This window comes from Edaphobacter sp. (assembly GCF_035532915.1).
Taxonomy (GTDB): domain Bacteria; phylum Acidobacteriota; class Terriglobia; order Terriglobales; family Acidobacteriaceae; genus Edaphobacter.
Genome location: NZ_DATKQC010000177.1, coordinates 1 through 13808, shown reverse-complemented (window position 1 = coordinate 13808; position 13808 = coordinate 1). Strand labels below are relative to the sequence as shown.

General features: G+C 57.4%; 15 protein-coding genes. 13 read left to right on the top strand and 2 right to left on the bottom strand.

What is annotated here, in order from left to right; all coding sequences use genetic code 11:
• A partial coding sequence (locus VMU57_RS08565) for a siphovirus Gp157 family protein (RefSeq protein WP_325382433.1) occupies positions 1-433 on the top strand: 433 nt, incomplete at its 5' end.
• Between the two features lie 501 nt (positions 434-934).
• Here VMU57_RS08565 and VMU57_RS08560 read toward each other — a convergent pair.
• Positions 935-1462 (bottom strand): ImmA/IrrE family metallo-endopeptidase, encoded by a 528-nt coding sequence (locus tag VMU57_RS08560; RefSeq protein WP_325382432.1) that lies wholly within the window; start codon positions 1460-1462, stop codon positions 935-937.
• Positions 1437-1784, bottom strand: coding sequence for a helix-turn-helix transcriptional regulator (locus VMU57_RS08555; RefSeq protein WP_325382430.1), 348 nt, complete (start codon positions 1782-1784; stop codon positions 1437-1439). The genes VMU57_RS08560 and VMU57_RS08555 overlap by 26 nt, the downstream gene beginning before the upstream one ends.
• 159 nt (positions 1785-1943) lie before the next feature.
• On the opposite strand from VMU57_RS08555, the gene VMU57_RS08550 reads away from it, so the two are divergent.
• The 12 genes from VMU57_RS08550 to VMU57_RS08500 form a co-directional block, all read left to right on the top strand.
• Entirely contained in the window at positions 1944-2183 is a 240-nt protein-coding gene (locus VMU57_RS08550) for a hypothetical protein (RefSeq protein ID WP_325382428.1), read from the top strand.
• Positions 2180-3184 carry a CBASS oligonucleotide cyclase gene (locus tag VMU57_RS08545; RefSeq protein WP_325382426.1) on the top strand — a complete coding sequence of 335 codons (1005 nt, stop codon included), beginning with the start codon at positions 2180-2182 and terminating at the stop codon, positions 3182-3184. The genes VMU57_RS08550 and VMU57_RS08545 overlap by 4 nt, the downstream gene beginning before the upstream one ends.
• Before the next feature lie 5 nt (positions 3185-3189).
• Positions 3190-3702: a hypothetical protein gene (locus tag VMU57_RS08540; RefSeq protein WP_325382424.1), complete on the top strand. Its 513-nt coding sequence runs from the start codon at positions 3190-3192 to the stop codon at positions 3700-3702.
• Positions 3699-4631, top strand: a complete 933-nt coding sequence (locus VMU57_RS08535) for an AAA family ATPase (protein WP_325382422.1) — start codon at positions 3699-3701, stop codon at positions 4629-4631. Before VMU57_RS08540 ends, VMU57_RS08535 begins: the two co-directional genes overlap by 4 nt.
• Complete coding sequence (locus VMU57_RS08530; protein ID WP_325382421.1) at positions 4628-5380, top strand: DUF6602 domain-containing protein; 753 nt, start codon at positions 4628-4630, stop codon at positions 5378-5380. The genes VMU57_RS08535 and VMU57_RS08530 overlap by 4 nt, the downstream gene beginning before the upstream one ends.
• A 141-nt stretch (positions 5381-5521) precedes the next feature.
• Entirely contained in the window at positions 5522-7234 is a 1713-nt protein-coding gene (locus VMU57_RS08525) for an Eco57I restriction-modification methylase domain-containing protein (RefSeq protein ID WP_325382419.1), read from the top strand.
• Entirely contained in the window at positions 7224-7943 is a 720-nt protein-coding gene (locus VMU57_RS08520) for a PaeR7I family type II restriction endonuclease (protein ID WP_325382417.1), read from the top strand. Before VMU57_RS08525 ends, VMU57_RS08520 begins: the two co-directional genes overlap by 11 nt.
• A 253-nt stretch (positions 7944-8196) precedes the next feature.
• Positions 8197-10086, top strand: coding sequence for a KAP family P-loop NTPase fold protein (locus VMU57_RS08515; RefSeq protein ID WP_325382415.1), 1890 nt, complete (start codon positions 8197-8199; stop codon positions 10084-10086).
• Between the two features lie 85 nt (positions 10087-10171).
• Entirely contained in the window at positions 10172-10921 is a 750-nt protein-coding gene (qatB, locus tag VMU57_RS08510) for a Qat anti-phage system associated protein QatB (RefSeq protein WP_325382413.1), read from the top strand.
• Positions 10921-12201, top strand: coding sequence for a Qat anti-phage system QueC-like protein QatC (gene qatC, locus VMU57_RS08505; RefSeq protein ID WP_325382412.1), 1281 nt, complete (start codon positions 10921-10923; stop codon positions 12199-12201). Before qatB ends, qatC begins: the two co-directional genes overlap by 1 nt.
• A complete protein-coding gene (qatD, locus tag VMU57_RS23005; protein WP_414648618.1) occupies positions 12198-12923 on the top strand; it encodes a Qat anti-phage system TatD family nuclease QatD in 726 nt (241 codons plus the stop codon). The genes qatC and qatD overlap by 4 nt, the downstream gene beginning before the upstream one ends.
• A gap of 146 nt (positions 12924-13069) precedes the next feature.
• Positions 13070-13808: hypothetical protein (locus VMU57_RS08500; protein ID WP_325382411.1), on the top strand; the 739-nt coding region annotated here is incomplete at its 3' end.

Sequence of the window (13808 nt, the reverse complement as noted above, 5' to 3'; positions counted from 1 at the left end):
TTTTGTGCGAATGATGGAAGCCCGCGAGCAGTTCTGCCGAGCAGAGGCCGCACGCCTTGGCGAACGGGCGCGCGCCACGGCGAATAAGGTGGACAGAACCAAGTCGATGGTCCTCTTTTACTTGATGAGCCGGGAGGTCAGAAAGATTGAGGGGCGGCAGTTCACCCTACGAATTCAGAAGAACAGCCAAGATTCCGTTCGCATCCTCGATGAGTCGAGCTTGCCGACGGCTTACTGCAAGATCGAGGCACGGGTCGGCGGCGTTCTCTGGCAGACAGTTCTCTCCTTGCTACCGGAAGGACTGGAACGAGCGATGGCAGCTTGCGTCCAGGAGATGAAGCCTGATACCGAAGCGATCAAGGCAGCTTCCATGCGCCACGAGGAAGTCGCCGGAGCTGAGGTACGCCGTGGCTTTCACCTGCGGGTGGCTTGAATCCTTAGATACGGGGCAAGTAACCATCTGCTCAGCGTTGATGGGTCGGTAGAGCGCAAACGGATCAGAGGTCGAACGCGCAATCGGGTTTGGACCCGTGACCTCTGTCGTGACAGCAAGGAAGGATTTCGTAACTTATTGAAATCAGGAGCCCCGGATGGCCACTTTTGGAGCCCTGAGACCCCCTTGGAACCGGTTATTGCACCCTTATCGCACCCACGTCCTCTGTCCACCAAACCTCTGTCCAGACCTCTGCCTTAAGGCAAAGGTCGCGGGTTTGTTAAGCCTTCGAAGTGGGGTGTTTCCAGTTCGACCAGAGGTGCTCTCTACGACGAAATCGCAAGCGGAGCGCACTCACTCGCTCCGAGGCCTTTGCTCAAATCCGGGTGCCGATGCCCCAGTAGGGCAACGCGCCACAGCGATTCCTGCCAATTAGTCGTTCCGTCTGAAATTCCACGCATGGTGCGCCGCTATGGCGGCCTCCAAGGTCATTTCAATCTGTCATTCGGGAATATAGCCGAGATTTTTCAGCCGGTTCACTAGAGCCTGAGAGCTAACGCCGTATTTCTTGGCAATCTCAGGCAAAAAGTGATCTCCAAAAAGATCCACGTACTCCTCGTTACGCAGGTCCTCTTCCAAAAAGCGTTTCGGCATCAACAACGAAGCCGCGAACAAATTGGCTTCCCGTTCATAATCATCGGTACCTTGGCTGGAGACATCGTCTCGCAGGCGAATGCGGAAGTCGCGATCGACATGCAATTGTTCTTGGTCGTGGAGTAATAGGTGTCCGAGCTCGTGTGCGGTCGTGAAATGCTGGCGCACGGCCGCATGGTGAGTATTCACCCCGATGACTGTTTGGACTGCGTCCCGGAAAAGGAAACCGGACACATCGTCCTCCAGGGATTGGTAGTAAATCCTCGCGCCCTTGGCCTTTGCAATTCTCTCTACAGGCACGGGTGCTTCTCTAATCTGGTAGGCAGCCAGCAAGTCTTCAACGAGCAACTCAATCTTTCGTCTTCGGATAGCCATTGGTCTCCTCCCTCTCAGCAGGTTTTATGGCAGCTTCAACGAACTCCCTTACTTCTTTGGAGTACGAGGTCAGATCGGGCATTTGCATTGGCTCGACTTGTTGACGCTCCGGCAGTAGCGTGTTCGCGTTGGCGCCGAGCGTATCGACGATGTCACAGAACGTATGCAGAAGAATGTTTTGCCGTCCCTTCTCGATGTTGCTCATGGAGGGCCTCTTAAGCCCAACGGCTTTGGCAAGCCCCTCCTGGGATAGACCGCGTTCCCGGCGTTTGGCCTTGATGTTCTCGCCAATCTTTTTGTAGAACCCGTCGAGATTATTCATTCACTTGACCCGAAAGTCACTGTAAGCGTATACAACAACAATGTCAACAATGATGACATGTTTGTATTGATGACATAAAAGGAAAGTTTGCAGGAGGAACCTTTTGTGTTATGTTTAAAGCGCGAAGTCCTTACCCGGACTTCGTTTTAGGAGGTACAGATGGCCAACGGCAGCAATCACCACCAGATCGGTCTGGACGACAGGACCCGCGACGACGACGGGGAAATCCGGCAGAAGCGCGGTGACACGCTCGTGCGAACACTCCGGCAGATCTATGGACCCGATTTTGCGCCATGTGTGCGCAGCGACATGCGGCTCGACACCCTGCGCGAGCGGTTTGGCGAGGAATCCCTATCGCAGATGCTGAAGGCAGGGCGTCCCCGGGGAGGCAATCGATGAGTCCACTCGCGCAGCCGACGCTGGAAGGCCCGCTCGCCGCGGCCCAAATCACGCACGCCGACATCGCGTACTTTGCCGATGAGTCGGTCAACCTTAAACGCGAAGACGCTGCGGACTTCCGCGAGCAGGTACGCCGCCTGCGGGAAAAGCTGGACAAGTATGCAGCGGATCATCCCGATTACGGCTTGATTAAGACGCTGCTGTCGGGAAGCCTGGCCAAGGGCACGGCACTGAAGACGCTCAATGACATCGACGTGGCCTTCTACGTCAAGGCCGACAAGGTGCCCAAAAAGGAGACGGACTTGCTGGAGTGGCTGGCCGAGCGCCTGCGCGAAGCCTACCCGCAGATGAAGCGCGATCAGATTAAACCGAATCACCACTCTGTCTGCATCAAGTTCGCGGTCAGCGGCCTCAGCGTCGATGTCGTGCCGGTCGAATACAAAGGCGACCCGGACGACCGCGGGTACCTGTTCGCGAACGACGGTGGTGATCCGGTCCTCACCAGCATTCCGTTGCATCTGGCGTTCATCCGCAAGCGGAAAGAGCAGCAGAAGCAGCACTTCGCGCAGGTGGTCCGGCTGGTGAAGTGGTGGGTGCGCCTGCGGAAGATCAACGATGCCGACTTCAAGCTGAAGTCGTTTATGACCGAGCTGATCGTCGCGCACCTGGCAGACGGCGGCCTCAGCATGGGCGACTATCCTGCTGCCCTTGAAAAGGTGTTCACCTACATCGTCAAGTCGCGGCTTAAGACACGGGTCGCCTTCGCTGACTACTACTCGGCATCGAAGCTGCCGGTGCCGACAGGCAAGGCGATTGAGATCTTCGACCCGGTCAACGAAACGAACAACATAGCGTCTGTCTACGACGACGGTCACCGGCAGAAGATCGTAGCCGCGGCGCAGGACGCGCTGGAAGCCATTGCCGAAGCGCGCTTCGCCACGACGCGCGGGCGTGCTATCGAGTGCTGGCAGGATGTTCTCGGGCCATCTTTTAGGGGGTAAGAGCCATGGGCAGTTTTAGCGTTACACGGTCGGACTCGTTCACCATTATCAACGCGCGCAAGCTTGCTTCGAAGGTCGCCACCGACATGCACCTCTGTGCGCAGTATTACGGCATGCCCACAGAAACCCGGATTCGCGAATATGCGGAGGAACTGGCGCAGTACCTGAACGCCGGCTACGTGCAGGAGTATGAGTTCGGCTACAAGAAAGACGGTAAGCGCATCGTCTGCTGGCGGTACAGGGTGGACGCTAACGGTCAACTCGTTACCGACGACAGGCCCGGTAAGATCGTGCCGTACGTCGACGTGACAGGCGCGACCTTCTTCAATGTTTTGACCCCGAGTTCCAGTTTCTACAAGCTCTCAACGGAGCAGCAGGCGCGTTTCGAGGCAGATTTGCCCGTTCAAAGGCCGATTGGACAGGCGCCTGCGGACGGTCCGGGCTACTGGACATCTGATCGCAATTATTACTCCGGTGGTCGCGGACTCAGCCGTCTCACGTTCCAGCCACTCTCATGACAGACAGCAACGTCGGCATTTTCGAAGAAGTCCGGGAATATCCAGATCCTGCCGCGGCGCGGCGCTTCGCATCGCTCGTAGGCCTCGACGAGATGAAAGACCGCCTAATTAAGGAAGGCCGGCTTCTTCTGGCCCCCCAGAGCCTCACCGCGTGGAGCGACAGGCATCATCACCACGGCAGCAGGATCATTGAGCTTTTTCGTGATCGCCCTCCCCTCTTTATTTTTGCCGGCGATGTCGGGACCGGTAAAACTATCCTGGCGGAAACCTTTGGCGACGCAATCGCGCGCGACGCCGACATGAGCGTGACCCTTTATTCGCTCAGTCTCAACGCACGTGGGACAGGTGCCGTAGGTGAGATGACAAGCCTGATTTCCGCTGCCTTCTCAGAAGTGAAGCAGGCGGCAAAGAAAGCTACCGGGCGCGGTGGCAAGCACAATTCCGGCATTGTTCTTTTAATCGACGAGGCGGATGCGCTGGCCCAGTCCCGTGAACTCGGGCAAATGCATCACGAGGATCGCGCCGGTGTAAACGCCCTTATACGTGGTGTGGACGATCTCGCTACCGGCAACCTTCCGGCCATCGTCGTCATGTGCACGAATCGACTGGATGCGCTCGATCCTGCGGTACGGCGCCGCGCGGCCGTGACCTTTACCTTCGCCCGTCCGAATGAAGCACAGCGATTGGCTTTTCTGAAGCCGGTGCTCGAGGAGCTGGGGTTTACCCATCAGCAAATCCACGCGCTGGTGGTCGCCACCGGAGCGACGCACGGGCGTTCCTATGGCTACACTTACTCGGACCTTGCACAGCGGCTGCTCCCCGGCTTAGTGCTCGCGGCCTATCCTTCTAGTCCCATTACCTATGATCTCGCGAAGGAGGTCGTGGAGCGCCATCCCCCGACACCACCCTTCAAAGAGGCGGCCCAGTGAAGAATAAGCAGCCAAGAAAACCCGTCGCCAAATGGTCCCTCCCGACGGTTCTGGCGGGCCTTCATGACGATATCGAGAAGCGGCTGGAAATCGCCCGGAAGACATTCGGGCACTCTGTTGCCAAAGGTGACGCGAGTGAGGCGGTTTGGCTGGAATTGCTCAAGACCTATTTGCCGCAGCGCTACCAAGCCGCCAAGGCCTTCGTCGTGGACAGCAAGGGCTCGTTCAGTGAGCAGATCGACGTTCTGATCTTCGATCGCCAGTACACGCCCTTCATCTTCAAATACCAAGGCCAGACAATCGTACCGGCGGAAGGTGTTTACGCAGCGTTCGAGGCCAAACAGACCATCAACGCCAGTCTGGTTGAATATGCTCAGGCGAAGGTTGCCAGCGTGCGGCGTCTTCACCGCACGAGTCTACCGATACCCCATGCAGGAGGAACCTATCCTCCAAAACCGCTGCCTTACATCTTTGGCGGCCTGCTGAGCTTCGAGAGCAAGTGGAAACCCGGACTCGGTAACCACCTTCTGAAGGCGCTCGCCAAGGGCGACACGGAACATCGCCTCGATATCGGCTGCGTCGCTGCACATGGCATGTTCACGTGCGATGCTGCTGCCGGGTGCCATGTCATCAGCCCGCTGACGAAACCGGCAACGGCTTTCCTGTTTGAGCTGATAGCGCTCCTGCAAAGTAGCGCCACCGTTCCCATGATCGATGTACGGGCATATGCGAAATGGCTGGCACAGTAGGAGCAGCCTGAAGGATGAAAATACCCGAGGCGATGTCCGGCCAGAAGTCTTGGCCAACAAACCAGATTGAACCTGTCAGAATTGCCGGGCACCATCGGCCGCCAAGCCCGGTTGGAATAGCATGAATACTGAGAGCGAGAAGTGGGACATAACCAGCCATCAATCCGTACGGCGCGTGCAGCTCAGCTGCCGCTGCTAATGCCATCGCCGGTCACCAGCATCGGCGCGCCGGAACCTAAAGGCGTCGTCTACACGAAGCGCTGGGTGGTCGAGCTACTCCTTGATCTTGCGGGCTATACGAGCAGCCAAAATCTCGTTGATGCCGTCGCCGTCGAGCCGTCCGCCGGCGAAGGAGCGTTCCTGTCGTCAATGATTGAGCGGCTCGCGGATTCCTGTCGGCGTCTCGGTCGGCCGGTCTCGGACTGCCGCGATTCGCTGATCGCCTATGAGCTCGATGAAGGGAGCGCCGAACGGGCGCGGAAACTGGCCGTCGAGGTGCTTTCAAAGCACGGCGTCAATGGACCCACGGCCGAAGGTCTTGCCAAATCCTGGGTACGTACCGGTGATTATCTATTCGACTCGATGTCCGTCGAGGCGGAGTTTGTGATCGGCAACCCGCCCTATGTCCGCCTGGAGGAGATTCCCGAACAAACCGCCCTCCTCTACCGCGACGCCTACCCCACGATGTACGGCCGGGCGGACTTGTATGTCGCGTTTTTTGAAGCGGCATTACGCCAACTGAAACAAGGCGGTGCCTGTGCCTTCATCTGTGCCGACCGCTGGATGCGCAATCAGTACGGTGCCGAGCTGCGGGAGCTGATCACCTCAGCCTTTGCGGTGGATGTCGTCATCGAGATGCACAATGCCGATGCATTCCACGATGAGGTGGACGCCTACCCTGCCATCACCGTGATCCGTCGCCAGAAGCAAGGCCGCACGATCGTGGCCAGCGCCGGCCCGGGGGTTGAACGCGTCCCCTCCAGGATACTGGCTGCGACCTTGCTGAAGAACACAAACGGCACGAGGGCGGCAATGCCGGCCGGATTACATTCCGCCCGCGTCGATAGCTGGTTCAAGGGCGGTGATCCGTGGCCCTGCCAGTCACCCGAGCAGCTGGCGCTGCTGCGCCGGCTGGAGGACAAATTCGCGCCGCTCGAAGCCAATGCGAAAGTCGGCATCGGCGTTGCGACCGGCAATGACAAGGTGTTCGTCACGAAAGATGCGCATCTGGCGGAACCGTCGCGCATGCTGAAGCTGGCGATGGCCAAAGATATCGGCAGCGGCGCGATGCAATGGTCCGGGCACTATCTGGTGGACCCGTGGAATTGCGACGGCCTGGTCAGGCTCGATAAGTACCCTCGCCTGCGGGCGTATTTTGAGGAGCACGGGGCGGCGCTGAAGAAACGCCATACGGCGATCAAGAGCGCGCACGCCTGGTATAAAACCATCGATCGCGTAACCCATTCGCTCACGGAAAAGCCCAAGCTCTACATCGCCGACATCAAGAGCATCCTCGATCCGGTGTTGGATAGCGGCGAGACCTATCCTCACCATAATCTCTATTTCATTCAATCGGATATCTGGGATCTCGAGGTATTGGGTGGCCTCCTGATATCAGCGATCGGCCAGTTCTTCGTCGCATCCTACGGTGTCCGCATGCGCGGGGGCTATTTCCGCTTCCAGGCTCAGTATCTGCGCCGTATTCGCGTGCCTGATCCCAAGACTCTCTCCGAAACTCAAGCAAAAGCGTTAGTGAAAGCGTTCCGTAACCGTGACAGGTACCTTGCGACGCAGACAGCCCTTACAATTTACGGGATCGAAGAAAGCGAGATGGAGAGTGCCATTGGACATTGATAAGCGCCTGCAGGAAGCTGTGCAGAGCTACTGGGACGCGCGGGCCAAGAACAAGGAAAAGCAGGTCGAAGGCGGAAAGATCGACGCCGGCACGCGTGGTGAAGTCACTGGTGGCACGCAGATGGGCGCGATGGAGGTGCTTGTTGCCGACATACTCGCCGACGCAGGCCTTGAAAAGCTCGATGTCAAAACGCGCACGGCGCTGGAGCTGCCCGGCTATTATCGCTCTGAGAAGAAATGGGATTTGATCGTTGTTTCCAACGGCCAGCTGGTGACAGCGATGGAATTCAAGTCGCAGGTAGGCCCCTCCTTCGGCAACAACTTCAACAACCGCTCGGAAGAGGCTATCGGCAGCGCGACGGATATCTGGGTCGCCTACCGCGAAGGCAGATTCGGCAAGACTCCTGCCCCATTCCTTGGTTATTTCTTCCTGCTGGAAGATTGCGATCGGGTAAAGACCCCGGTGCGCAACAAGGAGCCGTATTTCAAGGTAGACCCGGTTTTTGATAAGGCGTCTTACAGCAAGCGCTATGAGTTGCTGTCCCGGCGCCTGGTGCTCGAGCGCGTCTACAGCGCCGCCTGCCTTGTCATGGCGACGAACTCCCCGAATTCGCAGATTACACAGCCGGCGGAGGACTTAAATTTTCAGCGGTTCGTTGCGGCGCTCCGCGGGCATGTCGTGACGTTCCTGGGAAGCCAAAAGAAATAGGGATCGTGCTTGGCCCCTGCTCTACGTGCCCAGCATGTCCCATTAATCGCCAACACCCAGCGGAACGGAACGCAGACAGCTTATCGGTTAGCCTCAAGCAGTGTAAATGGTGATGACGCTCGACCAAGCGCTGTGATGAGTGCTTCGCGGAAGCACCCGTTCGCAATCCAGCAATTTCGAAGTATGAATCCTTCGTGGTCGCTGGCGGTACCATGGTCATTCGACTTATCCTTTCCGTTCCGAGGCACGAGAGATGTGGACAGACAACGAAACAGAACGTGACTTTCTAAACTTCAGCGGGATCGCTGCGACGGTTGCAGAAGTAATTCGACAGGCTCAGCCCGCGCCAGTTTCTGTGGGTGTTTCGGGAGCCTGGGGCGTCGGGAAGTCTTCGCTCATCAAGTTAATCAAGAACGAATTATCGATTGCGCAAAGCACACCGCGAGGTATGTTGGCGACGGCGAACGCCTACGTTTTTGTCGAGTTCAACGCCTGGCTCTATCAAGGTTATGACGATGCGCGCGCGGCCCTACTGGATACTGTCGCGTCTACGCTGGCGAAAGAAGCGGACGCGAGGAAAAAGGGGACAGAGAAAGCCTGGGAGTTTGTCGAACGGGTCAACCTGCTGAGGCTGGCTAAGATGGCCTCATCGGCCGCCGCAGTCATCGCGGCGGCACACCCCGTCATCGCTCTCGCGGCCACTCTGGTGGGGTCGGCCACAAAGGTGGTCGAGGCAGCGGGAGTGCAAAGCGACGCGACCAAGAAAGAGAAGGGAGAGGGCGTTCCAACTCACGAGGACAGTGAACGTCTGCTCAGGCCGAAGAAGGCAGAGTCTCCTCCGAAGGAGATTCAGGCGCTGCGGGATACCTTCGAAGAGGCGCTGCAAGCGATGGAAGTGACTCTGATCGTTTTGATTGATGATCTGGACCGCTGCTTGCCAGAGACGGCGGTATCGACGTTAGAGGCAATCCGGCTTTTGCTTTTCCTGCCGCATACAGCGTTTGTTATCGCGGCAGACGAAGCGATGATCAAGCACGCCGTTCGCCGACACTTTGAAGGAGTAGAAGATGCGCTCGTGACGAACTACTTCGATAAATTGATCCAGGTTCCCATTCGAGTCCCCCAGCTGGGAGTTCAGGAGGTGCGGGCGTACCTCATGATGCTGTTTATCGACGACAGCACGCTCGATGAAACCCAGAAAGAAGAGCTGCGGCAGAAAATATGTGCTCAATTGGGGCGCTCCTGGCAAGGAAAGCGCGTCGACCTGGCGTTTGTAAAGTCACTGGGCATCGAGTTGCCAACGGGATTGGTCGGTCGTTTGGATACAGCCGATCGGTTAGCCCCCATCATGGCCAGGGCCTCCGGAATCTCCGGCAATCCGCGCCTCATCAAGCGGTTCTTGAATGCGATCTCGATCCGCTTGTCATTAGCGAGATCGCAGGGTGTTGGCGTTGACGAGTCTGTTCTCACAAAGATGATCCTGTTCGAAAGGTGCGGCAACGCCAAAGCGTATGAAGAACTCATCCGTTCTGTGTCACAAAGCGATGCGGGACACCCCGTCCTGATTCAGAAATGGGAAACGGATGCACGCTCGGGCTCGAAACCGGAGCTTCCGGCGAACTGGGACCCAACCTTCACGACGGAATGGCTTCGGCTGGACCCGCCACTCGGGGATCGTGACCTCCGTGGCGTGCTGTACGTGGGACGCGAGTATGCCCCGTTGCTTCTTCCGGAGGATCGGCTTTCGTCTACGAGTCTGGATTTGCTCAACGCCCTGCTGACACATCCTGAGGTAGCCGCCAGCCTGAAGGATCAAGTCAAGCAGATGCCACCTCCGGAACTGGCCATATGCATGGATAAGATTCTCGACAAAGCTCGGTTGGAACAAGAATGGGGAGTTCCGCCGATTTTGGATGCGTGCATTTTGATTGCGGGAGTAGACACGACCCAGGCCGCGCGCCTTGCAGCGTTCTTGAAAGAACGACCCGGCTCGCAGATCAAGGCGAGCATCGTTCCGAAAATTGGTGACTATGATTGGGCAAGACCTGTGTTGCAGGGATGGTCTTCGGACACCGCGGTTGGTGCGCCAGTCAAGAGCGGGATCAAGTTGAGGGGGGCGGATGGGAACATCGCAGTCAAGTAAAGGATCGCCTTCAGGCGTACCGATGGTCCCTCCCTGGGTTCCTGATCCTCCGCCTCCAGCACCTCCACCGGTCCCGGAAGAGACGGTGCCGCAGTTACCGGAGATGCCAACCCCTGAACAAGGACCGGAGCCCACCACTCCTGCCCCGGTTGATATAAACGGTCCCATCCCTACCGCGCCCGCAGGCCGGTTTCGGGCGGCAAACATCAACCTTGCAGCCTACGCACGCAACAGCGATCGAGCTGCGATGCGACGTGGCGTGGGTCAGTATTTTTCGCAGGGGTACGGCGGGGGCGCAACGGCGGTTCGCCGCTTCTCTGGCACCGCGCGAACAGCGGATGCCTTGTATGCTGCGCTCTCAGGCGGCGCTGCCGCTTTGGGAATTCCGGAGGCGAACGTTGACGCTGGAAGTTCCGCACAAGAGATTATGGATGCCGTCACGGAGGCGGTGCGTCCAGTTGACGGGACTCAGGACACGGAATCGAGCCGAGCCGCTATTCAAGATGCCTTGGCGGAGACGCTGACACAATTCCCGGACGCAGACTTGACGAATTTATCCGAGGAGCAGAAAGAGATCGCCATTGAACGGTATGTTGCGAGTGATGTGTACCGACGGTTCTCGCTCGACGTAGGACGGACGGTGATCACGAAGGCTCCGAATGCCGTCGCAGGGGCTTCCCGTCTGAAGGAGATTCGAGAATACGTTCGAGAAACCGTCTCGGCGGCGTTTCGGAAGATTCGGACAGCCGGGCAGAGGCTCGGGGCAGGCCGTGTAGCTTCCATTGTTCGGTCGGCGCTGGGAGAAGCCATTCAGGTGTTCGAGGGATATCTGTGATGCGGATCGTGTGTGGAACCGAAGGGTATGACTTCGAGGGAGCCGGCCAAAGAGAGCTTGACGTTTTTCTGTACGCGGCGACAAACTCGCCGGAGCGTGGATCGGCGGGAAAGAATCTGCCGACGGACCTACGACGCGAGCGGTTTGTGCCCGAGCCTCTCACGTGGGATCTTCTCTCGGTGGCGCTCGGAGTGCATAGCGCCGATCTAGCGTCCCACCGGGACGAGAGCAGCGACGGTTGGACCCGTGAATACTCGCTTTCTGTGGCGGTGACGGATTCGGAGCGGTGGGGAGCAACTACTCCTCTGTGGAATGGATTGCTCAACTATCTCACGACGGACCGATGGAATGTATCTTTTCTGCCGGGCGCCATCACGCCGCGAGCCCATCGAGAGCGAGCTTACGCGACTGAAGATTCCGTTGTACTTCTTTCGGGCGGTCTCGACAGCTTGATTGGCGCCATCGACTTGAACCAGCAGAACCGGCAGCTCTTAGCCGTGAGCCAAAACGTTAGGGGCGATGGAGTGAAGCAGGCCGAGTTCGCAGCAGCGATCGGAACAGGTCTCCGGCATCTTCAACTGAGCCATACCATCTACGTTCCAGACGCCGAATCGCCAGCCTCGCAGAGGTCGCGGTCTATTCTTTTTTTGGCATATGGCATTCTCGCGGCAACATGCACCGAGCTATACCGCGACGGTGGCAGGGTTCCGCTCTATATTTGCGAGAACGGTTTGATCGCGCTCAATCCGCCGCTCACAGAAAACCGAATCGGCAGTCTGAGCACACGCACAACGCACCCGGTCGTGTTAGGTCTCCTCCAGGAGATTCTCGACCGCATGAGTATCCGTGTGTCGGTTGAGAATCCGTACGCTACGAAGACAAAGGGCGAAATGATGGTGGACTGCTTGAATCAGACGCTTTTGTCGGAGAGGGCTCCACAATCGACGAGTTGCGGACGCTTCAAGCAATTTGGATATACGCACTGCGGTCGTTGCGTGCCTTGCCTTGTACGCAGAGCGGCGTTTCGTCGCTGGGGTATGGCGGATACCACGGTGTACGTTTTCGATGATCTAAGCATCGACGACCCGGATTATGCAGGGTTCGATGATGTCCGTTCCGTCCTGATCGCGTATGCGACATTTCAAGAACTTGGAATCAGTAGGTGGCTGGGTGCGACTCTTAGTTCACCTCGAGTGACCGCCAAGACATTGCTTCGAGAAGTGGCCCAAAGAGGTCTCACGGAACTGCGCGACTTGCTCATCGAGATGGGGGTCGAATGATCGACTTGCACGCACACCTCGACCTATACCCGAATCCTGCGGATGTGGTCGCGGGATGCGTGGATCGAGAGATGTTCATCCTCTCAGTTACCAACACGCCGTCCGCCTGGAAGCGGTCGTCTGAGCTTGCGACAGAATCGTCGCGCATCCGGACAGCTTTGGGTCTTCACCCTCAACTAGCGGGAGAGAGGCGACATGAATTGCCATTGTTCGACGAACTGATTTCGAAGGTACGCTATGTCGGAGAAATCGGTCTGGATGGGGCTCCCGAGCATCGGCAAAGCTGGCAGGATCAAACGCACGTTTTCGATCATATTTTGTCTTCTTGCGAGAGCGAAGGCGGGAAGATTATGACCATCCACAGTCGGCGGGCCGCGACGGCTGTTCTCGATCACCTAGAACGACATACGGAAGCCGGTGTCGCAATCTTGCATTGGTTCTCTGGGACCAAGCAGGAGCTAAGACGCGCGATCGATGCCGGTTGTTGGTTTAGTGTGGGTCCGGGTATGGTAGCGTCTCCCACCGGTTTACGGCTGATACGAGAAATGCCCAAAGAACGAGTGCTTACGGAGAGTGACGGACCGTTCACACGGATCGATGAAAGGAGCGCATGGCCATGGGACGTAGCGCTTGCTTGTGGAGTCTTAGCCAGCATTTGGAAGTGTGAACTTCATGATGTCCATGGTCAGCTAAGAAGCAATCTTCAAGCTCTCGTGGTCTAGACATCGCGCATCGCTTGACTCGGGAAAGCATAGTAATAGTTCGCTGAGGCATTTGCTTAACTCACGCGGATCAGGCGTACGCATGCCGGTCGTTACCCGTCCTTCGAAGAACTATCGTTTCTGCCGCGCGAGGAAAAGACAATCGTATGACCATCAACGAGTTCCTGCTATCCCTGAAATCAAGCGGTGAAGGCAGCTTCGAGGACTTTGTTGGAGAGCTACTCGGTGCTCTGACAGGCTTGACATTCTATGCGGCTCGCTCTGGTGATCAGGGCGGACGAGATGGAAGGGCTGCCGGCACTTCGGGAGGCGACATCGTCTTCGAATGTAAGCGCTACTCAAGCGATACACCTTTCAAAAGGCGCGAGCTATTAGGAGAGCTGCTGGAAGCCCATGACCATCTTCCAGATTTAGATGTGTGGATTTTTGCGGCCTCGCGCGACATCACCGACCAGAATCTTGAGTCCCTGGAGGCTTATGGCAAGAAACATGGAATTGACATCTTGCCTTTGGAGTCTGTATCCGACGGCAGCGGGAGCCTCGACTCGCTGGTGGGTGCCTTCCCTAACGTAGTCAAACGATTCGCTACCGCTGATCAACTGGCCGACCTTGCTACTGCGATAGATGAGGTTGCAAAGAAACCTGAGACGGAGTCCAGGCTTGCCGAACTAAGACGCCAGCTATTGAGTCCCGACACCGGGTGGCCCGCGTGGCGTGAGAGTTCGCACAGAGAATGGAAACGGGTTGTCAGCAAGGAAGCTGCATCGCGATCTCGCTTCGGTCAACCGCTCGATGTTTCGTCTGGAGACAGCGTTCCGCGTATTGCCGCTGAGAGTGCGCTTGATACTTGGTGGGAGAACAGTCCTTCCAAACTCTTTGCGATGA